The organism is Pseudomonas sp. PDM16 (assembly GCF_014851865.1).
Taxonomy (GTDB): domain Bacteria; phylum Pseudomonadota; class Gammaproteobacteria; order Pseudomonadales; family Pseudomonadaceae; genus Aquipseudomonas.
Window position 1 is genome coordinate 196,189 of record NZ_JACVAM010000007.1, and the last position, 23,240, is coordinate 219,428.

At 62.5% G+C, this 23,240-nt stretch carries 23 protein-coding genes; 3 read left to right on the forward strand and 20 right to left on the reverse strand.

Annotated elements, in window-relative coordinates:
- Positions 1-110 precede the first annotated feature (110 nt).
- Complete coding sequence (locus tag IB234_RS21635; RefSeq protein ID WP_192321894.1) at positions 111-701, forward strand: hypothetical protein; 591 nt, start codon at positions 111-113, stop codon at positions 699-701.
- Positions 702-874: 173 nt separating this feature from the next.
- On the opposite strand, the gene IB234_RS21640 is transcribed toward IB234_RS21635, so the two are convergent.
- The 7 genes from IB234_RS21640 to IB234_RS21670 are packed head-to-tail and all read right to left on the reverse strand — an operon-like array spanning position 875 to position 9,589.
- Positions 875-2,320, reverse strand: a complete 1,446-nt coding sequence (locus IB234_RS21640) for a hypothetical protein (RefSeq protein WP_192321896.1) — start codon at positions 2,318-2,320, stop codon at positions 875-877.
- Positions 2,317-3,585 (reverse strand): glycosyl transferase, encoded by a 1,269-nt coding sequence (locus tag IB234_RS21645; protein ID WP_192321898.1) that lies wholly within the window; start codon positions 3,583-3,585, stop codon positions 2,317-2,319. The genes IB234_RS21640 and IB234_RS21645 overlap by 4 nt, the downstream gene beginning before the upstream one ends.
- A complete protein-coding gene (locus IB234_RS21650) occupies positions 3,582-5,225 on the reverse strand; it encodes a glycosyltransferase (RefSeq protein ID WP_192321900.1) in 1,644 nt (547 codons plus the stop codon). The genes IB234_RS21645 and IB234_RS21650 overlap by 4 nt, the downstream gene beginning before the upstream one ends.
- Positions 5,222-6,727, reverse strand: a complete 1,506-nt coding sequence (locus IB234_RS21655) for a hypothetical protein (RefSeq protein ID WP_192321902.1) — start codon at positions 6,725-6,727, stop codon at positions 5,222-5,224. Before IB234_RS21655 ends, IB234_RS21650 begins: the two co-directional genes overlap by 4 nt.
- Positions 6,715-7,434 (reverse strand): sulfotransferase family protein, encoded by a 720-nt coding sequence (locus tag IB234_RS21660; RefSeq protein WP_192321904.1) that lies wholly within the window; start codon positions 7,432-7,434, stop codon positions 6,715-6,717. The genes IB234_RS21655 and IB234_RS21660 overlap by 13 nt, the downstream gene beginning before the upstream one ends.
- A gap of 3 nt (positions 7,435-7,437) precedes the next feature.
- Positions 7,438-8,769 carry an ABC transporter ATP-binding protein gene (locus tag IB234_RS21665; RefSeq protein WP_192321906.1) on the reverse strand — a complete coding sequence of 444 codons (1,332 nt, stop codon included), beginning with the start codon at positions 8,767-8,769 and terminating at the stop codon, positions 7,438-7,440.
- Positions 8,759-9,589, reverse strand: coding sequence for an ABC transporter permease (locus IB234_RS21670; RefSeq protein WP_192321908.1), 831 nt, complete (start codon positions 9,587-9,589; stop codon positions 8,759-8,761). Before IB234_RS21670 ends, IB234_RS21665 begins: the two co-directional genes overlap by 11 nt.
- A 435-nt stretch (positions 9,590-10,024) precedes the next feature.
- Here IB234_RS21670 and IB234_RS21675 point away from each other — a divergent pair, with 435 nt between their 5' ends.
- Both IB234_RS21675 and IB234_RS24490 read left to right on the forward strand, forming a co-directional pair.
- Positions 10,025-11,188, forward strand: a complete 1,164-nt coding sequence (locus IB234_RS21675) for a GGDEF domain-containing protein (RefSeq protein ID WP_192321910.1) — start codon at positions 10,025-10,027, stop codon at positions 11,186-11,188.
- A 59-nt stretch (positions 11,189-11,247) separates the two neighbouring features.
- Complete coding sequence (locus IB234_RS24490; RefSeq protein ID WP_412547944.1) at positions 11,248-11,400, forward strand: hypothetical protein; 153 nt, start codon at positions 11,248-11,250, stop codon at positions 11,398-11,400.
- A gap of 317 nt (positions 11,401-11,717) precedes the next feature.
- On the opposite strand, the gene IB234_RS21685 is transcribed toward IB234_RS24490, so the two are convergent.
- From IB234_RS21685 to IB234_RS21745, 13 genes are all read right to left on the reverse strand, one after another.
- Positions 11,718-11,939, reverse strand: coding sequence for a hypothetical protein (locus IB234_RS21685; protein WP_192321912.1), 222 nt, complete (start codon positions 11,937-11,939; stop codon positions 11,718-11,720).
- A 225-nt stretch (positions 11,940-12,164) separates the two neighbouring features.
- On the reverse strand, positions 12,165-12,455 hold the full coding sequence (locus IB234_RS21690; protein WP_192321914.1) for a hypothetical protein: 291 nt from the start codon (positions 12,453-12,455) through the stop codon (positions 12,165-12,167).
- Between the two features lie 91 nt (positions 12,456-12,546).
- Positions 12,547-13,818: an acetyl-CoA hydrolase/transferase family protein gene (locus IB234_RS21695; RefSeq protein WP_192321916.1), complete on the reverse strand. Its 1,272-nt coding sequence runs from the start codon at positions 13,816-13,818 to the stop codon at positions 12,547-12,549.
- Between the two features lie 219 nt (positions 13,819-14,037).
- Complete coding sequence (catC, locus tag IB234_RS21700) at positions 14,038-14,316, reverse strand: muconolactone Delta-isomerase (RefSeq protein ID WP_192321918.1); 279 nt, start codon at positions 14,314-14,316, stop codon at positions 14,038-14,040.
- Between the two features lie 20 nt (positions 14,317-14,336).
- Complete coding sequence (locus IB234_RS21705; protein ID WP_192321920.1) at positions 14,337-15,638, reverse strand: MFS transporter; 1,302 nt, start codon at positions 15,636-15,638, stop codon at positions 14,337-14,339.
- Positions 15,639-15,882: 244 nt separating this feature from the next.
- A complete protein-coding gene (locus IB234_RS21710; protein WP_192321922.1) occupies positions 15,883-16,770 on the reverse strand; it encodes an acyl-CoA thioesterase in 888 nt (295 codons plus the stop codon).
- A gap of 9 nt (positions 16,771-16,779) precedes the next feature.
- A complete protein-coding gene (locus tag IB234_RS21715; RefSeq protein ID WP_192321924.1) occupies positions 16,780-17,481 on the reverse strand; it encodes a 3-oxoacid CoA-transferase subunit B in 702 nt (233 codons plus the stop codon).
- A gap of 5 nt (positions 17,482-17,486) precedes the next feature.
- Positions 17,487-18,179 carry a 3-oxoacid CoA-transferase subunit A gene (locus tag IB234_RS21720; protein ID WP_192321925.1) on the reverse strand — a complete coding sequence of 231 codons (693 nt, stop codon included), beginning with the start codon at positions 18,177-18,179 and terminating at the stop codon, positions 17,487-17,489.
- A gap of 220 nt (positions 18,180-18,399) precedes the next feature.
- The gene (locus IB234_RS21725) at positions 18,400-19,101 is read right to left on the reverse strand and encodes an SDR family oxidoreductase (protein WP_192321926.1); all 702 of its coding nucleotides are present in this window, start codon (positions 19,099-19,101) and stop codon (positions 18,400-18,402) included.
- Between the two features lie 16 nt (positions 19,102-19,117).
- Positions 19,118-20,170 carry a cyclase family protein gene (locus tag IB234_RS21730; protein ID WP_192321927.1) on the reverse strand — a complete coding sequence of 351 codons (1,053 nt, stop codon included), beginning with the start codon at positions 20,168-20,170 and terminating at the stop codon, positions 19,118-19,120.
- 125 nt (positions 20,171-20,295) lie between these two features.
- Positions 20,296-21,219, reverse strand: coding sequence for a LysR substrate-binding domain-containing protein (locus IB234_RS21735; protein WP_192321928.1), 924 nt, complete (start codon positions 21,217-21,219; stop codon positions 20,296-20,298).
- A 120-nt stretch (positions 21,220-21,339) separates the two neighbouring features.
- The gene (locus IB234_RS21740) at positions 21,340-22,230 is read right to left on the reverse strand and encodes an MBL fold metallo-hydrolase (RefSeq protein ID WP_192321929.1); all 891 of its coding nucleotides are present in this window, start codon (positions 22,228-22,230) and stop codon (positions 21,340-21,342) included.
- A 135-nt stretch (positions 22,231-22,365) separates the two neighbouring features.
- Positions 22,366-23,232, reverse strand: coding sequence for an alpha/beta fold hydrolase (locus tag IB234_RS21745; RefSeq protein ID WP_192321930.1), 867 nt, complete (start codon positions 23,230-23,232; stop codon positions 22,366-22,368).
- Positions 23,233-23,240: the final 8 nt, after the last annotated feature.

Genomic DNA, 23,240 nt, shown 5'->3' on the forward strand with positions numbered 1-23,240 from the left:
CAGCCATTGTGGGGCCTTGCATTGCGTTGCCGCATGCTGTGCAAGAGTACTGCGAGGTGTTCTTCGTCAGTCACGGCTGCTCAAGTTTTCGATATCTGAACCGATAGCCGATGAATACATCGGCCATCTCGGAGGTAGCGATGCATATTCCTTCTTCCACTTTTGCGACGACCAGTGCGAGCGTGGCGGCGAAGTCACCGCAGCCCGCTGCCAAAGCCGCCTCGTTCAAGGCGATCCAGAGTTCGCAGGGTGTGCCGGGCATGAACACGGACCAGCTGAATTTGATGCTTCATACCTCCCTCAAGATGCAATCGATCCGCAACGACGCGTCCATTCCCGAAGAGGTCAAGAAGAGGTTGCTGCTGCCTCTGGAGCAGGCCAACAGGGATGCTCTGGCCGTAGCCGATGCGAAGGCGGAGCAGGAAGAGAAGTCGAAGATCATCGAGGCCTCGAGTGAGGACGCGGAGGCAATTCGGACGGCGGGTGAGGAGATTGCGGCCTCTGCCGAGACAGTGGGCGTGCCACCGGTTGCCCCACCCAATGCCGATGGAACGGCAGGTGTCACCGAAGCTGCAACGATAGATGCAGCAACCCAGCCACTTGCCCCTGTTTCCTTGCCGAAGCCCGAGGTGCGTTCTGCCATCTACGCGACCTCACCCTCCGCTTCAGCCGTTGGCGAGAGTGTCGATGTCGTCGCCTGATCGGGTAGGCAGATAACCTGTCGGGCAGCCGACTTCAGGGGGGATTCCAATGCACAGTCTGCGCCGACATGATGCGCGCCCCGGTGTTGCACCTCAGCCGTCGGTTTAATCCGGTTTGCATATTGCTGCGGCCTGCTGGGGGCCAAGTGCTGGCAGGAAAAGCCGTTACCCGCTTAGGAGGAGTGCCGCCGAACTCCACCAAACAGCACTGCCAGCGCCAGCAGCATAACCAGCGGAATGGCCGCGAATAGATACCTGAAGTCAGCAGCGATCGCAGTCGGTAGATAGGACGCGTACATCGCCAGCGTAGCGGTAGCGATCAACGCGCCGACGAACGAAAGGCGTTTGGGCAGACCTGTACACGCCCCCCAGATGATGATCACGACCAGCATCCCTAACCAGAATATGTGGTGATAGATGGGGGATGAGAAGTAGTGCTGGGCTATGTCGTAAATCAGTTGCGTACGCTGGGTTCTTCCTTGCTCCATTCTCACTTCGCGCAGATAGGCGGCATTTCCCTCGATACCTACATGAATGGGTAATGTTCCTTCGATGCCGTCGAGCCCCATCAGCTTGGAAAATGCAGCGAATCTATGGGTCAGATATGCGCTGGGGTTCTGCTTGAGCATGGCCCACCAGGCGGCCTTCAACTCCTCATCGCTCAATGGCTTTGTCCAGGCCTTGGCAAGCGGAAGATGTGAGATCGTATCGACCCGCTCAGGCGTGTAAGCGGCTTTGATCGCGCTAAATTGTTCCGGTGTCATAGGCAGCGCATATTCGCCGGCCGGCCGACCGGAGTTGCTGACCATTCCCGCCAGATCGAATGTCATGAGGCTGCGCAGGCCTACGGAGGTGGCGTCGGCTGCTGGAGGCTTGATGGACGAGTCGACTTGGCGCTGCAGCACCGCCACCGTAATCATGAACACGCCGATAACGGCAATGCTCATGCAGATGCCTTGGCGCAGGCGCCCTGGCCATAATGCGGCGATCACGGCCAAGACCATGAGGGGCACCATGAACATGCCCTGTTGCCTGGTCAGCAGTGCTGCGGACAGGAGCATGATGGCAGTGAGCCCGCAAATAGCGCGTCGATAGATAGGCCCTACGCAGGCGGCAATGGTGAGCGCGCCTGCGGAGGTCAGTAGCGACGCGAACAGGACATCCTTCCAGACGATGCCGGCGTACAGAAACACCAGGGGGTTCAAGACCACTATCGCAGCCAAGACGGCACGCCAGGCGGGCAGGGTGTCTCGTTCGTTCTCTATTCTCAGTTGGGCAAGTGAAACTGCCGCCAGAGCGAACCCTCCATAAAGCAGCCCTGTATTGATCAGCACCAGCAACGCGGTCGCGACAGACCCTCCGCCTAGCCAGCGCAACAGTGCCGACATGAACGGGGGATTGAAGCTGATGGATTGCCCGGTGAGGGCTTCATACAGTTGGACACTGCTATCCATCGATACTTGCCCAGGCGCATGAATTGCAATGCTCAGGCATGCCAGCACGCAGGCGATAAGCGCGATGGCGGTCGCGGCTGAACCGGGCGAGAGGATGCACCAGCGAGCGATTCGTGGGATCAACGATGCAGCCACCGCTCTTGTTGGCGGCTCATCCCCGTTCATTTCGACACTCGCCTCACGATGCCGGCTACACCCTCGGTACGCAGGATTTCCCAGGCGTGCTTGGCCATCTTCACACCATGCAGGGGATTACTCAGAGCACTGCCGACATGCTTGCGCATATGGCTACTACTGAGTGTCGGCTTGGTGCCACCTGCTTGGTAGCCAGGAGTCAGCGCCCGGCTGATGCGGATCATTTCCTCGGACACCGTCTCTTCGTCGAACAGGCCCGGGTACTCATGGGGGCCCTGTGATTCCCACCAGGCTTTGTAGCCGCCACCGTCAGTGGCGAATGGGTTGGGGAAGACACGTTGCAGGTCCAGGCGCTCGCGGTAGATGAGGCGAGCAGGTTTGGGTATGAGGCTGCCATCGTCGAAGGACGAGAACGCCCAGGTAACCTGGCTGAGTGGATCCTTGCCAAGCTCCTCGATGAGTGTGCTGTACCAGCGTATCAGTGCGGGAACAGCCTCCTGCTGGCCTGCATTCTTGCTGGCCATGATGCGGTGATCGCCGCTATCGAATCCGGTGAAATGATAGAAGCCCAGCGGTTCACCATCGACCATGATCTGATCCGGCACCCGGCCGGTGACCGTGCGATTGGTCATGTTCCAGGGGGCGACGTTCAGGCGTGGTGTCCGCAGGATGCAAACACCTTCGAAAAACGCAGGTACCAAGTCGATCCAGCGCTGGTCGGTGAACAGCCCGTTATGGGTTTCAGCGCGGCAGAAGTAATAGAGGCGTTCTGACCACCACTTCGCAAAGTGCTTGCCGGTCTCTGTCGCTGCAACGGCCAAAAAGCCCAGGTTGTAGGTGCCGTGCTTGAGGCTAGCGATCTCATTGTCCATCACACCTGAAAGTGTCGTGTCAGGAATGGTCACATGAGGTGTTAGCGCGATATTCGATTGACCGATGGCCTCCATGACGTCATGGAGCGGTGAGAACAGCACGGTGTCCGGATCGAGGTAGATCACCGCCGAGCAGTCATCACGTTCCAAAAGCTGTGCCAGCAGGAACGGTTTGATTGCCGTCGACAGCTCGACGATGGTGTGGCAAAACGCCCAACCGCGCGCGTTGGGAATACCAAGGGTATCCAGCGGATGAATCTCATCGAACACTTCGTTCGACAGATCCAGACCCGCTGGTATTTCGTCCGAGAGCGCCAGGTGCACGATCCAATCGGGATGAAATCGCCTGATCGACTCGACCAGGGCGCGAGCCTTTGGAACGTAGTTGCAGGCTGCGCTCGTATATACGTGGATCTTTTTCAACTGAGTACCTTCAGGCGCAGGGGATTGAGGTGGCGGTCGAATGCGATGAGCTCTTTGAGCAGCCCCGGGCCATCCTGGCGCGGGGATACCCATCCGGAGGGCAGGCTACGTGCCAGGTCGGCCTGTGCACCCAGATCGAGGCACAGGAGCGGAAGTCCTAGCGAGACGATCTCATGCGCGACGAAGGAGAACGTTTCGGGGCAGATGGACGGCAGCAAGGCTAGGTCGATCTGGTTTTTTTCGATCAGGTCCGGCAGGTCGTCCCGCTGATACGGCCCGGTTTGTGCGACCACTTCAGTCGGACAGGATGCATCGATGCTGCCAACAATCACGATTCGGATGTTTGCGCCGGCTGCGATGATGGCGTTGGCCAGGTCGGCAACGACCCGCGCTCCCTTGTGTTGAGAGATTGCTCCGATCACTCCCACCGTCAAGAGCGACTGCTCCCGCTTCGGCAGATGCACCGGGCGCAGGTGATCCACCCGATGCGGGCGAAGTGTTGCTCGCCCGGCCGCGAACGGGTAGGCACTTGCGAGCAGGCGCTGGGTAGACGCCGAGAAGCAGAGCACCTCATCGGAAACCATGAGAACTTCGCTCCACATAGAGCGCCATCGTTCGATGGAGCGCTCTCCGGCCAGTGAGGCGAAGCCGTCGAGGTGAGAGGGTAGGCAGGCATGGCAACGGTCTATCGATGGCACACCGCAGAACTGATCACTCGTGTCGAGCAGGAATGCCGAGGGGCATAGCAGGAAGTACTCGTGCATCGCCACCACCAGGCGCGTTGAGAAACGGTGCTTGAGGGAGAGTATGAGTTGTTGGACTTCCTCTGCGCAGGGGAAGGAAACCGCGCAGTTGAAGAAAATCTCCGTCAGAGTCGTCCCCCTCAGGATGTCGGTTACCTCGTCGAGTCGTTGCAGCGTTAGAGCGATCTTGTTCTGGAGTGTGCTTACCTCGATGAAGGGGACCATTTCGGCGAGACGAAAGCTGAGCAGTACCACCGCGTCTCCAGAGGCCAGCCAGTCGGATACCATCCGCTCGCGGAACAGGTTGGCACCACCGCCCATGGAGTGATCGATCACCAGACGGCACTGCCTTCCATGCAGAACTGCCGCCAGGTCATGGCCAATTTCGCCGGCCGGCTTTGCATTGAGGGGCAGACGATTGAGGGCTTTGCGGACCAATTCGCCGATTCTGCCCTGGCGCAGGTGAGCCAGAACCCGATCGACCAGGTAGCGAGGTTCGGGCGAACATGCCAGCTCGCCCGTCGTGCTGATGGTGCTCAGGCTCAGCTCGATGCGCTGCAGGCAGCCATCGAACATTTCGAAGACCAGCTCGGCCCTTCTGGGGGCTTTCTTTCCCCACCCCGCCATGAACATGAAGCCTGCCTGAGCGGCCTGCGGGTAGTCGGGAAAGGCTGTCGCGACATCTTCCCTTGCGCGCTCCATCGATATCCGCGTGGATATGCCACTGCTATCGGCGAACTGCAGCTGAAGCATGCCACGCATGATGTTACCGGCACGGTCCAAGGCCCAGCCGTAACCAAAAATGGCATGGGTGTTGTGCACGACGCGGTCGATCTGGCAGATAAAAGTCGACGCCGAGGATGGCGACTGTGAAGGATCGGCAGAATGGTGGGTCATGTCGCCAGTCTCGCCTTCTCCAGTTCCGCTAGGCGCTCCAGGGCTAGTCGTTCCGCGCGCGCCAATCCTTCGCTGGTCAGTTTGAGCTGCTGATCGAGCCCGTGGATACATCGCAGTCGCTCTTCGGCCACGCGCTCGAGCTCGGAAAATCGTTCGGCCCAAGCCCTCTCCCGTTCGCCCAAGGCCTGTTCCACTCGCATCCAGCGCTCGCTGCGCTCACTCATTTCCCGATCCAGCGCCTCGATGTCTGCCAGGCGTTGCAGGGCAAGCTTTTCTGCTCGAGCCAGAGCGTCAGTCGTTTGTGCGAGCTGTTGGTCAAGGTCGTGAAGGTCCCTTAGCCGATCTTCGGCCAGGTGCTCGAGTTCGGAAAAATGCTCGGCCCAAGCCTTCTCCCGCTCGCCCATGGCCTGCTCCATCTGCGTCCAGCGTTCTCCCCGGATCGTCATTTCTCGATTCAGTGCCTCGATCTCGTCCTGCCGCTGCAGGACCAGACTATCTGCGATTGCCAATGCCTCCGAGGTGCGCTTCAGCTGCGTGTCCAGGGAGGTAATCTGGTCGAGCCGCGCCACGGCAAGCTGCTCGCTGTTGGCTAGTCCATGGCTCGTTGCCGCTATCCTGGCGTCGCTCATCAAGGCTTGGCGATCGCCCTCGAAGAACCGTTGCACAGTTTCCAGATCGGGTTTTATCTCGTGTTCGAAGGCTTGCCGGATGGCTAGCCACTCGGGGCTATGGAGCCAATCTGTTGCGAACGGTTTGCCGCATGCAGTAGTTCGCCAGTAGTCATAGGCGCGAATGACCAAGGGGTGGAGACCAGTTGCCTGGGCATTTGTGCTTCGTGCGAGCCGAGGGGAGATGAAGTCATCGGCGAAGCGCTCGCATGCTTCATCATCCAGTGGTAGCTCAAGCCAGTCTCGCAGCTCGACCAATTGTCGAGCCGGCTCGCCCAGCAAGTCGGCGAAATCGATCAGCCTGCTGTCGTCGGCGCTCCGCGCGTAGTCCAGTGCCCCCAGCAGGTATGTGAACCACAGCCAACCCGCTCGGCGGATGGATATCCCGTCACGGTGTGCCAGGGAGTTGGCGACTTCGGCCGGATGTCGGAGGACCAGGAGCATTCTGGGCCGCAGTTGCATTGAGCTGAAGACTGGCTGCCAAAACGGTGCGAGCAGGCACATTCGGGGATCTTTGAACCCCCACACGGATGCGCCGGCGAACAGCTCGTGGAGCAGTGCTGACGCCGATGCCACCTGCCCGAAACACTGAGCTTGCAGCGCTGAGGGCGCAGGCAGGGGCGCGTCCCAGCGCAACCCTTGCATCTCCAGCAGTAGATTGTTGAAGGCGACGATTCGCTGCTCCTCGAAGTACCCTTTGGAGTTCCATTCATCGGCAGCGACGAGCGCGTCACCCATGTTCACGCCCAGCCGCTCCAGGCAGGCGGCCACGGCGCTGGTGCCACTGCGATGCATGCCGAGAACGAGCACGCCATTGTCATTCATCGAGGGCAAGGCTGGATCTCCTTCCACGCTGAGAAGTCTTCACCCAGCAGGTTGCTCAGCGCATCGATCCTGTCTGCGTACAGATCCAGCAGGACTTCGAGCAAGGCCGGGCGCAGTGCATATCCTGGGCCTTCGAATACCGGTTCGGCCAAGACATCTTGATCTGCTTCGGTAAAGAATGCGCCCAGGCCGATGTGTCTCAGCGCCTTGTTGGCGAAGATGATCGGTTCACGGAAGACGTCTTCGTAGCGTGCGATCAGGAAGCGTTCCCTGGGGTAGACCGAGAACCAATTTTCCAGGCACTTCGCATAGTCACCACGCGACAGGGAGCTTGCCGACCTGAAGTGGTCGATGAACCACTGGTCCGAGGCCTCCGGGTAGCTCATTTCAGCCCTCAGTACAGCCATTCGAGCAGCGGACCAGGCTCGCTCAATGGGGTTTCGAACTAGGTAGATGAAAGGTATTGACGGGAAGTTGGCGTGCATTTGACGGATGACATCCACTGGCAGGATCGCATAGGCGGGAGTGATGTCACCGTTGCAGTGGCTGTCGTCGAGGAATAGCTCTTTGTACCAGCTGATTCCCTTGGCCAGATGAGCATCCCAGTAGTGAACTTCCTTACCGCCGGGGAATGCGATCGATGGATGGCGGCTCAGTGTCGCATGGAGCCAAGTCGTACCGCTTTTCTGCGCACCTATGCAAATGAAGTTCAGCATGGACTACTCATCCAATGACCAGTGCGGAGTGCAGGAAAAGTCCACGCTACCAAGCCCGAAGCCGGTGTTGTCTGGGTTGACTCGAAAGCACAGCGCATCCAGCACTCGGTGAAGGTGCTGGAAGCCATCTCCACAGTCGCCAGAGACGCCAGCATTGAGGAAATAAACGCCTTCGTTGAGGTGGCAGGTGAAACGGTACTCGACGGAAAGAACCGAGCCGCAGGTAATGGTCGGAATGCCGTTGGCGATCTGCTTGGCGGAGGTGGCACCGCCGAGCTCCACCCCCGTCGTGGTTTTCAGTAGCATACCGAAGCGGACATTGTTTGCGTCCCGCTCGAAGTGAACGCGGTACCGGTAGCTGTAGGTATCGCCGGTCTTGAGGCAATTAACCTTCTGGCCCTGAGAGTTGTACAGTCCAGGGTCGGTAATCTGTGCACCGCGTGGTTCGTAGGAAAGTACCGTCTGGGAAACGAGATGCGGATCGAAACTGTCTTCTGCCGCTGGGCTGGCGAGTAGCATGCCGTGGGCGGCCGGTGTCGACTCTATATCCGTCGCAACTACGCCTGCGAGAATCTGCTCTCGCAGCTGGGTGGCCTTTTCCGCTGGAGCGTTGAGTAATCGCTGGTAGTGAGCAATGACCACCTTGGGATGGCCCTCGGCGAGTTTCCTGCCTCCATCTAGCAAGATCGCGCGATCGCAAAGGCCCAAGACGGTATTGCTGGCGTGTGACACAAACAGGATGGTTGCGCCTTGAGCCTTGATTTCCTCTATTTTGGCGAAGCATTTGCGCTGAAAAAGCTCGTCGCCCACAGCCAGCGCCTCGTCGACTATCAGGATTTGTGGGTCGACATGAATGGCGACGGCGAATGCCAGGCGAACCAGCATGCCACTGGAATACAGCTTTACCGGTTGGTCGATGAACTCGCCGATGTCCGCGAATGCTTCGATGGCTGAAAATCTCTCCGTGATCTCCATGTCGGAAAGCCCCATCACCGAGGCATTCATGTAGACGTTCTCGCGACCGCTGAATTCGGGCTTGAACCCCGCCCCGAGCTCCAGAAGCGCTGCTACCCGCCCCCAGATAGATACCTCTCCCTCGGAGGGCGTCAATGTTCCGCAGATGATCTGTAGCAGCGTCGACTTGCCGCTGCCGTTTCGCCCGACGATGCCAACGGTCTCGCCTTTTCGGATAACGAAGGAAACACCTTGGAGGGCTGGGAACTCCTTGTAGAGCTGTTTCTTGCGGAAAACCTGCAGCAGCCGGGAGCGCTGACTGTCGTATATGCGAAAGACCTTGCCGATGCCGCTGACGCTGATGGCGATGTCAGAGCACATCGGCAAACCCCGTGCGTGACTTCTGGAAACAGACGAACCCTGCCCAGAACACCAGCAGGGCCAACGTCCAATAGACCAGCAAACCGGCTAGATCCGGCATTTGGGCCCAGATCAGGACGGCACGTGCCTGCTCGATCACGAACGTCAGCGGATTAGCCATGATCAGAGGATGAAGTGCTTGAGGTATGTTCTCGATGGGATAAAACACCGGCGAGAGGAACAATAGAATGGCTGTGATGATCGAGGTCGTCTGCCCCACATCGCGGAAACTGGCTCCCACGGCCGCCAGGACCCAGCTTACGCCGAGCGAAAGCAGAACCAGTGGAAAAATAATCAGCGGAAGGAACAGGGCGTGCCAGTCGGGCACCCCCACGCAAACCAGGTAGAAAAGCAGCCAGACCAGCAGGCTGATCAGGGTATGAAAAACTGCCGCTCCCGTGACCACCACCGGCAATATTTCCAGCGGAAAGACCACTTTCTTCACGTAGTTGACGTTATCCGGAATCAACGTCGCCGAGCGGTTGAGGATTTCGGAAAACAGGCCATGCACGATCATTCCGATGAACAGGATGATGGCGAACATCACCTTGCTTTCACCTTCATGCGTGCCCCAGCGCGCTTTGAAGGCGATGGAAAACACAAAGGTGTAGACGCTCAACATCAATAGAGGGTGGACGAGGGACCAGCCCAGCCCGAGTGCCGAGCCCTTGTATCGGCCGATCACTTCACTGCGAATCATTCGCCCGATGAGCTGGCGAGAGCGCCACAGTCCAGCCAGCAAGTAAGTTAACGATATCGAATGTCGAGCGTGAGGATTCATTCCTCGCTTCCTCGTCGTAGGTAAGCGTAAATGCCTCACAGGCACTCAGACTTCAGGGGCGCGGTAGTCTATGCCATCGGTGCAGCCCCCTCAAATTGTACGGGGCACCAGTTCATGGTGTTCGACGGGCTATGATGGCAGGTTGTCTGGCCAGGTCGCGAGGGCTGCCGGCTATCGGGCGATAGGCCACTTATTGTCGAGGTCCTGCAGTGTAGTGGTGTACCTAACCGGGTACGCTCGCCATTGCTATGGCGACACCCTGAAGTCCGGTGTTGCCCCCCTCGGCCTCGCTCCCAAGGGGATAGCGCACGCGCGGCTGAGTGATTGCCTTCCTGTGTTATAAACCCGATCTGTGGTGCACCTGGATTTCCCGAAATATGGGCTCTTCCAGTTCTTCGGTGCTCGGCTCCTTCTGCTCTTCAGTTGCGCGATTCCATGGTTACCACCGTTATTCTCGGCATGCTCTGCGTGCACCTGCTTTGTTTTTGCGTGATGTTCCTGTTGATCAGCACCCGGCTGAACGGCAAGAAGATGGGCATGGAGGTCTTTGCAGCGGGCAACCTACTGCTTGGGCTGGCTTACATCATGCAGTTGCTGGACGCCCCTGCGAGTGGGGGCGTGATGAGTATCGTCGACCATACGCTGACGATCTGCGCTCCTGCAGCCTATGTGCTGGGCGCGATGCGATTCTTTGATCGCCCGGTCCCGGTGTGGGGTTCGTTGCTCGGGCTGGCTGTTAGCTACACGGCGGTACAGGTGCTGGTGCAGTCGATGCTCGGTACTGAGGCGCGTCATGCATTGTTGGCTGGTGCGTGTACTTTGCTTTTCATGGCCATGACGGTGGCAGTGCTCTATGCCAGACGGACGCTTGCGAAAGATCTACGCGTCGAGATGGTCGTTTTCGCCATCTTGATAGGCGGTATCTGTGCGCTGAATGCCGCGAAGTTGGTGATAATTCTCTCTGGAGGATTGGAGGCGCTTGATATGAACAGCAGCTTCCAGCAGATCTTCTATATCTACATGTCATTCTTGGGGACGGTACTTCCTCCTTGCGCTGTTTGGCTGGTCCTGCGTCGTCTCACGGATGAGCTGCGTACCATGGCTGCCCATGACCCACTCACACGCTTGCTGAACCGCCGCGGCCTGCTGGACCAACTGGATGCGCACTTTTGCTCCCGAACTGCCGGAGCTGCCCATCTGCTGATCGTGGACATCGATCATTTCAAGCGCATCAACGATACCTACGGCCACAAGGTAGGTGATCTGGTGCTATGCCACATTGCCAAGGTGCTCAATACCACTGCCCGCCAAGGTGATCTGACCTGCCGGCTGGGTGGGGAGGAGTTCGTAGTCATTGCCCTGGATACTGACAAGATCGGTGCCATGCAACTGGCAGAGCGCACGCGAGCAGCGATCGAAAGCAGCGAAGTATCGGGCGCTGGTCTGGATCGGCCGATCCGATGCACTGCAACCATTGGTGTCTCGGATGCTTTCTCCAGCGTGCAAGCTCTCGACGAGTCGATGCAGCAAGCAGATGCCGCGCTTTACCGAGGCAAGGGTTCGGGGCGCAATCGTGTCGAATGGGTGCACGCGCAATAGTCGGGGAAGATCGCCATGTCTGCCCGTTCTATGAAGACTCTCGTTTGCCCGGAGTTGGGTTGGCCATCTTCAGCTGGTACAGCTGGGGGGATCTGCACTGGGTCGAGATGCGCAGTGCCGGTATCCGCCAGGAGGAGTCCGTTCAGCTCTCCAGCCATGTGAGCCTGGAAACGGTGGATCTGGACGCGGTACTCAACGAGTTGTTCGAGTAGAACATTCCCAACCTGTACGAGCATATCGAGGAGACCGATCTTTGATCGGCCTATCGCTTCTGCCGTGGCAATCAGTTGCAGACGGGACGCGTGCTGGGGATAAGCTGGAACATCGTGCGGGCCCGGCTGGAAAAGATCGGTGAGCTTGTCTCGGCCAAGCGAGCGGGGTGAGTCGCTCGTCGCTGTCCCGAGGTGTGACCATCTCGAACTGTGCTGTCGGGGTGCGCATGGCGAAAGCGGAGTGAATACCCGAAGCGAGTCCATTCGCTTCATCGGTCGGTGCCGAAGCAGAGCGCCTCACGGCGCAGGTGTGCTTGCTACCTGGAGGCTGCCAGTACGTCGATGTTGACGATTTCTACCTTGCAGCGGTCCAGCCACTCGGCGGACGAGAAGTCGCCGAGCGGCAGTGGAGGCTGGTTGTCGTAGGCATCCATCAACACCCTCTCGGCCACTGCACGGTGGTTGGGCATCTTGATTTCGTGCACGGGTACTTTCTTCATGAGGCCTTCGGCCGTGCGATAGGTAATCAGCCAGTTCATTGTTGTTTTCTCTCGCATCAGATCCGAGCCTCCCAACGGAGCGGCAGGAGGCTCTACTGCAATGATGAGGACCGCTCGTCGCTAAATGACCCCAACGAGACGGTGAAGGTTCGAACTGTCGATCTCGGAAAGGCATCCCAGTTAATGCTCCTTGTCAGGATGACCTTTGCTCTACAGCAGACCGCCACTTCGTGTGGCGTTTTTTTTGCCCCGGTATGCGGGGGGCTAGCGCCGGAGGCCGAGGGACGGAAGAGCACAGGCGGAAAGCAGCAGCCCCTCCTGTCCAGCGTTGCGCACCAGCACGAGAAGGCTGATTGTCAGAACCACGCCGCTAGGAATCGCCAACGTCAGTCCATCACTTCCCCGACCGATGATCGCGCCCGCGCCAGTCAGGCCGCCGATACTGCAGAGCTCCATGGAGTTGGACATCAGTGGGACACCGGCTGCCTCCTGCACTTCCATGCCAGTTGATACATCGATTGCACCGCATACCAGCAGACATAGCCCGATGAGCATGGGGGCCTCGAGGAAGGAGAGCAGAGGCAGGGCAATCAGCCGACAGATGGCGCGACCTGGTTCTAGGTCGCCGCGTTTATGGAGGCATTCTTTAATTCGCGGATGCCGGGTTCATTCGGGATAGCTCCCTTTCCAGCTGGTCCTGATGCTGGGGACTGGCGATGTCGAGCATGGCCTGGAGCCGCTCTTTCATGGTTTTTCCCCTCAGGTCGGCGATACCGAACTCGGTCACGATCAGGCCAGCCTCGCTGCGTGGAATGGTCGCCGGGCCGTTCAGGCGCGCAACTATCCGGCTGGTGCTGCCGGCGGTGGAGGGCAGGGCGATAATCGGCAGCCCACCACGAGAGCGGCGAGCGCCCTGCAGGAAATCCAGTGCGCCGCCGACTGCACCGATGTAGCTGCCGGCGGCTACCTCAGAGTTGACCTGGCCGCTGAGGTCGACCTCCACTGCCGCGTTGATCGCCACCAGGCGACTCTGGGCGGCGAGCACATCGGGATCGTGGGTGTAGGCGGTAGAGCGCAGCAGTATCGCCGGGTTGTCGTGGGCGAAATCGTGCAGCAGGCGGCTGCCAAGGAGGATGCCGCCGACGCTTACGCCGCGGTCCAGCGACTTGCGCGCGTTGGTGATGGCGCCGCTCTGCATCAGCTGGGCGACGCCGTCGCCGAGGCTGCCGGAGTGCACGCCGAGGTCCTGGTGGTCGGCGAGGGCGCCGAGTACCGCATCGGGGATCGCACCGATGCCCATCTGCAGGGTGGCGCCATCCTCGACCAGCCCGGCGATGTGCCAGGCGATCTGTGCGTCGGCCTCGCGAATGCGGCTGGGCGGGTTCTCCAGCGGTGCCCGGTCGGTATGCAGGATGTAGTCGATGTCATCGGCGCCCAGGGTGCGCTCGCCGAAGGTGCGCGGCGCCTGCTGGTTGACCTCGGCGATCACCACGCGGGCCGTGTCCAGCGCCGGCAGCAGGTACTCGTGGGCCAGGCTCAGGCTGTAGCGGCCATTGCTATCGGCAGGGGCCAGTTGCAGCAGCAGTACGTCGATGCGTAGGGCGCCGCTGCGGATCATCTGCGGCAGTTGCGAGTAGTGGCAGGGCAGGATGTCGAGCACCCCGGCATTGGCCAGTTCGCGGTTGGCACCGGCGCCACAGTAGGCGAGGAAGTCAATGCAGTCGGCGTGCTCGGGGCGGCAGGTGCTGCTGTTGGCGATGCCGAGCATCACCCGGAAGCGGCCGATGCGCTGCCGCTGCGCCATCAGCGCGGTGGTCAGCGGCAGCGGCTCGGCGTTGGCCTGGCCCCACAGCACCGTGTCGCTGGGGCGGATCAGCGGGGACAGATCGAAGGTGTCGGGCTGCAGCAACGTGGCCATGGCGAACTCGTGAAGACGATGCGGCCGGCATTGGCCAGCCGCGAAAAAGGGGGAAGAAAAAGCGCTGTATCCGTTGGCGCCTCAGGCCGTGGGGTGCGCCGTGCGCGCCAGAAGCCTGCGTTGAAAAACCTGCTGGTGGCTTTGCCGCGCGCCGAAACGCTTCCGGCAACGCGTGCCTTCAATACACATGCGGCGACCGGATGGTCGCCGCATGCAGGCTCAGACGATGGACGACGGATGCTTGGCCAGCGGCGTGACCTGCATGGTCATGAACGGGAACAGCGGCAGGCTCGACAGCAGGGCGTGCAGCTCGTCGTTGCTCTCTACATCGAAGATGCTGATATTCGAGTACTGACCGACCACACGCCACAGGTGCGGCCACTTGCCTGCCTGTTGCAATTCGATGGCGCGGGCCTTTTCCGCCGCCTTGATGGCTTCGATCTCGTCCGCGGGAATGTCCCGCGGAATGTTCACATCCATCTTTACGCAATACAGCATGACGCTCTCCTGTTCAGGGGTCAGATCTTGCTCTGGCTCAGTTGGCCGTTGAGCGGGGTGTCGGCATCGTCGGTATCACCGAGCACCTTGGCGTCGACGTCTTCCAGGCGAACACCACGGGTCTCCGGCAGCAGCAGGACGGCGGTGACCGACAGGGCGTAGGCGACTAGGCAGAAGGTGCCGATCGACTGGGTCAGGCCGATGCGCTCGGAGAGTACACCGACGCCGGCGATGGACAGTGCGCCGAGGGACTTGCCGAGGTTGTAGGAGAAGCCCATGCAGGTGGTGCGCACATGGGTCGGGAACAGCTCGCTGAGGAATGGGCCGAGGACCGCGAAGATGCCGGTGGCGAAGGCGCCGACCGGGAAGGCCATGACCAGCAGCAGGTTGGTGCTCAGCGGGACCAGCATGTAGATCACGGTGAAGATCCACGCCCCGACGCTGAACAGCAGCAGGGCCGGGCGGCGGCCATAGCGGTCAGCCAGCCAGGAGGTGACGACGAAGCCGGCGAAGGCACCTGCGCACATGACCAGCATGGTGAAGATCACCGGGCCCGGGGTGAGGCCGCGCTCGGACACCATCAGCGTCGGCAGCCAGGCCATGATGGTGTAGGCGGCGGCCTGCAGACCGGTCACCAGCATCGCGCCGAGCAGGGTCAGGCGGATGATGCCGGGACGGAAGGCGGAGAGGAACGAGGCTTTTTCCTGCACCTTGGCGGTGGCCTGCTTGTAGATCTCCGGGTCCTTGACGTGACGGCGGATGAACAGCACGAAACCGGCCGGAATCACGCCGACCCAGAAGGCCACGCGCCAGGCGATTTCCTGCGGCAGCCAGGCCAGCAGGGCGGTCATGATCACGGCGGCCAGGGCCCAGCCGAGGGCGAAACCGCTCTGCACGAAGCCGAGTGCCTTGCCGCGATGCTGCGGACGGATCACCTCGGCCATCAGCGCCGCGCCGACTGCCCACTCACCACCGAAGCCGAGGCCCTGCAGGGTGCGCACGACCAGCATCTGTTCGTAGGTGGTGGTGAAGCCGGCCAGGGCACCGAAGAAGGTAAACCAGCAGATGGTGAAGATCAGGATGCGCACACGGCCGTAGCGGTCGGCGAGGATACCGGCGATCCAGCCGCCGAGGGAGGCGGACAGCAGTGCCGCGGTGCCGAGTACGCCGGCTTCGCCCTTGGAGATCTGCCACAGCGCCATCAGCGCCGGCAGCAGGAAACTGAACATCTGTGCGTCGTAGGTATCCAGCGCCCAGCCGGAGAAGCAGGCCCAGAAAGTCTTGCGCTCCCGTGAGGAGCCTGTTTTGTACCATTCGAACATGTTGACCGTCCTTCTTGTTATTGGATGTCGGCTCATGGCGCATCACGCCATGACGTCTGTTTCGGACCCGGCCTGAGCCGGGCATGGTAGCCGTCCTGGCCGAGGGTGCCGCTTGCGTCGTGCGCGTCGAGGCGCACGTACGCGGTGTCTTTTTTCTACGATTCGGAGCATGCGGCAGATTGTTCCTGCCGCCCATTTGCCTTTACGAAAGCCTGCCTTTCGACTCCCCTAAGTGCCTGTGAAATCAGGCATTGCGCGGCGAAATCAGCATGTCCTGGGCCATGCTCGCGACCAGCCGGCCATCGCGCTGGTAGATGTGCGTCATCGCCAGGCCACGGCCGGAGAGGCTGCGCACCGCATCGTTGACGAACAGCAGCCAGTCGTTGGCGTTGAGTTCGAGGCTGTGGAACCACAGCGTGTGGTTGAGGTTGCTGATGTAGTAGTGCTGCCACAGCTCGAACATGCCCAGCGGCGGTGCCAGGCTGCCGTTGAGCCAGCTGTCGGACATGTACGCCAGCGCCGCGTGGTGCAGGCAACCCTCGCCGACCAGAGGCTGGTTGAGGCGAATCCAGTAGGCGATCTCGCGTTGCTCGGCGGGGTGCTCGAAGTAGCCTTCCGGGTGGATCGGCCGTACGTCCAGCACCGGCCTGCCGGAGAAACGCAGCTGCACCGCTTCACTGTGCTGCGGGTAGCGTGCTGCCAGTTCGGCAAGGGTTGGCAGGTTCTCCGGGTCGGGCGCCGTGCGGGCCAGGCGATGCGGATCGCCGGGGTGCGCCTGGGCCACCTGGAACGAGGCGTTGGCGCTGAACACCAGGCCGGTGCCCTGCACGCCGTACAGGTGGCGGGTGGAAAAGCGCCGACCGTCCTGCAGGGTTTCCACGCTGTATTCGATGCCATCCTGCGGGCGGGCACCCTGCAGGAAGGTCATCTGCAACATGCTCGGGCTGCGTCCCGCTGCCGTCTGCGCCGCTGCCCACAGGGCCTGGCCGAGCAGCTGGCCGCCGTACACGCGGCCATTGGCATTGGTGTCGCAGACCTCGCTGCGGTAGCTGTTCTGCCCGTTGTGTTCGAGCGAGAGCAGTTCGGTGAGGTCGCGCTGGTCCCAGGCGCGGGCGTTGGCGGCAGTAGCCATGTCAGCGCGTCACTGTGCCGGGCTCAGCGCGGCGCTGGCACTGCGGCTGAGTTCACGCGGTTGCGCGGCGACGGCGGAGAAATCCAGCGGCACCGAGGTGGCGTCCTGCAGCGCAGCGGCGCTGATGTCGCCGACCAGTTCGATGACCTTCACCCCCTCGGCGGTGATCTCCAGCGTGGCCAGGTCGGTGTACACCCGGCTGACGCAACCGAGCCCGGTCAGCGGGTAGCTGCACTGCGGCAGCACCTTGCTGCGGCCCTGCTTGTCGAGGTGCTCCATCATCACGTAGATGCGCTTGGCGCCGATGGCCAGGTCCATGGCGCCGCCGACCGCCGGGATCGCGTCCGGCGCGCCGGTGTGCCAGTTGGCCAGGTCGCCGGTGGCGGAGACCTGGAAGGCGCCGAGCACGCAGATGTCGAGGTGGCCGCCGCGCATCATGCCGAAGGAGTCGGCGTGGTGGAAAAACGCCGCGCCGGGCTCCAGTTTGATCGGCTCCTTGCCGGCGTTGATCATGTCCCAGTCTTCCTCGCCGACCGGCGCGCCGGTCCAGCGGCCGAGCACGCCGTTCTCGCTGTGCAGGAAGATGTCCTTGTCCGCCGGCAGGTGGTTGGCCACCATCGTCGGCAGGCCGATGCCCAGGTTGACGTAGGCGCCTTCGGGGATGTCGCGGGCCACGCGGGCGGCCATGGCGTTGCGTGTTTCCTTGTCCATGTCGCTTACCCTGCCTGCTGCTGAGTGGATGCCGGCGCGCGGCGCTGAACGATGCGTTTGACGAAGATGCCGGGCGTGACCACCTGCTCCGGATCGATCTCGCCGAGTTCGCAGATGCGCCCGACCGAGGCGATGGTGTGGCGCGCGGCCATGGCCATCACCGGGCTGAAGTTGCGCGCGGTCTTGCGGTACACCAGGTTGCCCCAGCGGTCGCCGACCTCGGCGTTGATCAGTGCGTAGTCGACATGGATCGGCGCTTCGAGCACGTAGTGGCGGCCGTCGATCTCGCGGGTTTCCTTGCCCTCGGCCAGCAGCGTGCCGTAGCCGGTCGGGGTGAAGAACCCGCCGATGCCGCAGCCGGCGGCGCGCAGGCGCTCGGCCAGGTTGCCCTGGGGGATGATCTCCAGTTCCAGCTTGCCGGCGCGGTACAGCTCCTCGAACACATGCGAGCCGCTCATGCGTGGATAGGAGCAGAGGATGCGCCGCACCTGGCCGGCCTTGAGCAGCGCGGCGAGGCCGGTATCGCCCTGGCCGGCGTTGTTGCTGACCAGGGTCAGGTCGCGGGCGCCCTGGGCGATCAGTGCGTCGATCAGGTCTTCGGGCATGCCGGCGCCGCCGAAACCACCAACGGCGATGGTGGCGCCGTCGGGGATATCGGCCAGCGCGGCGGCGGCGCTGGGGGAAAGCTTGTCGATCATGCGGTTGTCCTTTCTCTTCTTGTGACGTCGGGGACCGGCGTGTGCCTGCGTTGCAGAGGCCCTGCAACGGGTTTTCCCCGCATGAAAATCAGCTTGCCAGCGCGTTCGGAAGGCGACAATTTCAGTCTGCGGAAGGGCTGCTTAACCGGCGGTTAAGGCGTGCTGCGGGCGTGGACGAGAGAGGCGGCGGGCGCTCCGTGCGCCCGCTGAACGGACGGCTTCAGACGCCGGCTACACCGACGGTCATGCCGCCGCAGACATACAGCACCTGGCCGGTGACGAAGCCGCTGCGTTGATCGAGGAAGAACGACGACGCCTGGGCGATATCCTCCGGCACGCCGAGGCGCTTGACCGGCACCGAGTCGATGATCGCCTGGGTGCGCGGGCTGTCCGGCGGGTTGGCACGCTCGAACAGTTCGGTGCGGATTGGCCCCGGGCCGATGGCGTTGGCAGTGATGCCGTGGCGGCCCAGTTCCAGCGCCCAGACGCGGGTCATGCCGAGCAGCCCGGCCTTGGTCGCGGCGTAGGCGCTACGCAGCTCCTTGCCCAGAGCGGCGCGCGAGGACATGTTGAGAATACGCCCGAAACCGGCCTCCTTCATGCCCGGCAACAGCGCCTGCATGCACTGCAGCGAGCAGCGCAGGTTGAGCGCCCAGACCCGCTCCAGCTCCTCGAAGCTCTGCTCCTCGGCGCTGGCCGGGCAGACCATGCCGACGTTGTTGACCAGGCGGGTGATCGGCCCATCGGCCAGGGCTTCCTGCAGGGCGGCAGCGGTGGCGGCGGTGTCGCTCAGGTCGGCGATCAGGCCGTCGCCGATGCGGTCGATGATGACCGGCTCGTAGCCGTCCTGGCGGCAGCGTTCGGCGATGGCGGCGCCGATGCCGGAGGCACCGCCGGTGATCAGTACACGTTGTTTGGACACGAACATTTCCTCGACTTCAGACAGTGGCGACAGGGTTCAGCGGCGCACCCACGGCACCCGGCAGGCGCAGCGGCGGGGCGGTGAGCAGGAAGCGGTTGCGGCCGTTGGCGCGCAGCCAGTTGGCCAGTGGCGTGAGGTGCCACAGCTCGCCCAGGTGCACGCCGAGCTTGAACAGGCAGTGGTGGTGCAGCGGCATCACCGAGCAGCAGCTGCCCGGCTCGCCGGAGGGGAAGATTTCCACTGAGTAGTTGTCGGCGGCGATGGCCACCAGGTTGCTGTCGGTGATCCAGTTGAGCAGGCGCCCGTCGTTGCCATCGAGCACCGCAGCGAGGCGCTCCAGCTCCTTCGGGTCGGGGTTCTTGTTCATCCCCAGCAGCGCCTCGGCGTAGCCTGTGTGCAGGCAGACCAGGTCGCCGGCCTCGACCTCGACCTTGTCGGCCTCCAGTACGCGCATCAGCTGGTCGTAACCGACGTGGGTGCGGCCCAGGCCGTAGTGATGGTGAAGGTCGATCATCACGCCGCGGCCCTGCACGCAGGTCTCGGCCATGCGCTCGATACCCAGGGCGTGGGCACAGGAAGTGCTGTGCGGTTTGATCGCCCCGGCGATGCCGCAGTCGGCCAGGTCGTCCGGCCCCTCGACGTCGCCACCGGCAGTGAAGCCGTTGTAGTACAGCGGTTCGGCCACGCCATCGCCGTCGGCGTCGAACAGCGCGCCGACGTGGGACAGCGCGTCCCACTGGGTCGAGTACTGCAGGTGGAGAATCGCCAGGTCGTCGCTGAGCACGTCCGGGCGGCCTTCTTCGATGCGCTCGTAGGCGTAGTTCATGTTGACCCCGCCCTTGCGCAGCAGCGGGCGCAGGATCGGCGGCAGGCGGTTGACGTTCATCGCATTGCCGCCGGGATAGTCGAGCGGCAGGCTGAGGCAGAAGGCCAGGCCCTCGCGGACCTCGGCGATGCCCTGACGGACCTTTTCCGGGGTCAGCAGGTTGAGCCGGCCGATCTGGTCGTCGGGGCCGAAGTCGCCCCAGTTGGAGCCGTCGGGGCGGTGCTTCCAGCGGTGTGCAGGCATGGCAGGTTCCTTGTTGGCAGGCGCCGGTGATGCAGGCAGGCGCGCGTGCAGGTCTGGTCGACAAGGCTCCCAGACCCATGCGGGGCAGACAATTTCACTCTGCGAAAGCCCCGCTTAACCGCGGCTTAAGCCTGGATGGCGGGGGTGTCCGGGGTGCGGTACCAGTCGATCAGGCTGTCGGCGAAATCGCGGGCGAAGGTCGACAGGCCGTCGAAGTCCTGGGCGCAGAGCTGGAAGGTGCGCACCGCCCAGGGGTCGAGCAGCTTGCAGGAGCCAAGATCCTGCCGGCCCTTGAGCCGCTCGAAACCGGCTTGCGGCACGATGGCGATGCCGGCGCCGGCCTCGACCATACGGAAGATGGCGTCGGAGCTGGCGACCTGCACGCGGATATTCCACGGGATGTGCAGCGCCGAGGCGGCGCGGTTGAGGAATACGTGCAGGGCGCTGCCTTCGAGCAGGGAAACGAATTCGTAGGCCAGGGCATCCTTGAAGAACACCTCTTCCTGTTCGAGGATCGGGTGGCCCTGCGGAGCGATGATCATCAGCCGGCTGTAGACGAACGGCACGCTCTGCAGGCCATCGGTGACCACGCTGCCGGAGACGATGCCGAGGTCGGCGCTGCCCTCGCGGATGGCACGGACGATGTCGTCGCTGAGGCGCTCACGCATGTCGATGTGCACGTCCGGGTGGCTGCGCAGGTATTCGCCCACCACCGGTGGCAGGTATTCGGTGATGGCCGTGGTGTTGGCCAGCAGGCGCAGCTGGCCCTTGAGGCCTTCGGTGAACTGCTGCAGGTCGCCGGTGAGCAGCTCCAGTTGCGAGAGGATCACTCGCGCGTGCTGCAGGTAGGTCTTTCCTGCGTTGGTCAGCGTCACACCCTGGGGCGAGCGCTCCAGCAGGCGCATGCCGAGGTTGTCTTCGAGGTTCTTGATGCGGTTGCTGGTGGCCGGCACCGAGAGGAATGAGCGCTCGGCGCCGCGGGTGAGGCTGCTGGTTTCCGCGATGTTGATGAACAAGCGGAAGTCGGTGATATCGAAATGCATCGCCATGGTCGAGTACGTCCTGCCAAGTGATGAATCACGGTACTGGCTGGCAGCGGCCCTGCCTAGGCGACATTCGTCGGCAGGGCAGCGCCACCGTCTACCGTGCAGGACCGCTGGTCGGCGGGCTTACCAGCCCGAGGGCTCGAAGTGGAAGCCGTCGCCCTGGCGGCGGATGAAACCGCAGTGCGGTTCACCGAAGTGCACCGGCATGATCAGCGCTTCGCTGTCGGCCGCGCGGTTGAGGAAGTCGAGGCGGGTCTTGCGCGCGATGTCTTCCCAGATGCAGTAGCCGGAGTTGATGTCGGGGCGCACGATCTGCACCGGGCTGTGCAGGATGTCGCCGCAGAAGATGCCTTCCTCGCCATTCGAGCGCACGCGGAACACCACCTGGCCCGGGCTGTGCCCCGGCGCCGGTTCGACCACCAGGCAGTCGGCGATCTCCTGGCCGGGCACGGCCATCTGCGCCAGGCCTTCGTTGATGATCGGCATGACGCTGTCGAAGAACGAGTCGCCGAACACGTCGATCACCCCGGCTTCCTTGTTCTTGCCCTGGGCGCAGAAGTCGAAGTCGTCCTTGGGCAGGTAGTAGGTGGCGTTGGGGAAGGTCGGCACCCAGCGGCCGTCCTGCCAGGTGGTGTTCCAGCCGACGTGGTCCGAGTGCAGGTGGGTGATGACCACGTGGGTGACCTTCTCCGGCGGCGCACCGGCGGCGATCATCCACTCGCGCACCAGGGTGTTGAGCATGTTCATCCGCGGGATGCCGGCACGCGGCTTGAAGTTACCCACGCCGGTGTCGACCACGATGATGTTGCTGCCGACGTGGACGATCCAGAACTGGATGGTGACGATCAGCTTGTTCATGTGCGGCACCCAGTGGTTGGGCGCCATCAGGTCGCGGTGCTCGTCGAGCACGCTGTTGTCCATCTGCGGAAACAGGAAGGCCGGATCGTGAGTCGGGCCGGCGTATTCGAGAATGCGGGTGACCTTGATATCTCCGATCATGCGCGACTGCATCATGGCGGTTGTCCTCATCTTGTTCTTGTAAGCGGCGGCGCGATGGCCGCCTGGCGTGTACGGATTATGTCGCGGCGCGGGCGCTGCGGCTGTTGCGATCTGCTTAAGCGCGTCTTAGGGCGCCGCTAATGCCGGCTCTCAAGCCGCATGCTGGCTGGCGCCGACGCGGTGCTCGGGTGTAGCCATGAAGGCGCGGTAGATCTGCGCACCGCTGCGCCCGTCGAGCACGTACTGGCTGAGCAGGGCCAGCACCAGGCGCGGGCTCTGCACCGGCATGAAATGCCCCGAGGCTACCGGTAATGCCTCGATGTGCGCGGAGAAACCGGCCAGGCGGTCGATCTCCTGCGGCGGGCGCAAGCCGTCGTACTCGCCGGCGACCAGCAAGGTGCGCGCCGGCAGGCGCGGCAGATCGGCCTCCAGGTTCAGGTCGGCAAGCATGGCGAAGGTCGCGGCGAAGCCCTCGGGGTCGGCCGCCAGCCAGCGCAGGCGATAGGTGGCGAACGCCTCGGCATTGCTGCGCAGCGGCGCCGGCCAGGTCTTCTCCAGCAACGCCGAAATCAGCTCGCGCAGGCCTTCCTGGCGCAGCGCAGCGGCACGGGCGCGGGTCGCTTCACGGGCAGCGTCGGCCACGCCGCAGGCCGGCGCCATACCGATCAGGTGGCTGCTGCGCTGCGGGTGGCAGGCGGCGAAGCGGATGGCGATGGCGGCACCCACGGCAACCCCGGCCAGGGCCACCGGGCCAGGGATATCCAGGGCATCGAGCAGCGCGGCGAGGTCGGCGACATGGCTGTCGATGTGCAGCTCACCGAGTACCTTCTCCGACAGCCCGGCACTGCGGGTGTCGTAGCGCAGCACCTGCATGTCGGCGGGCAGCTCGGCGAAGTGCCGGTCCCAGCTTTCCAGGCTGCCGCCCATCTCGTGAATCAGTACCACGGTCGCGCGCGGTTCAGCCACACGGCGCAGTTGGTAGCGCAGGGCGCTGCCGTTGATTTCGATCCAGTTCATCGAACGCT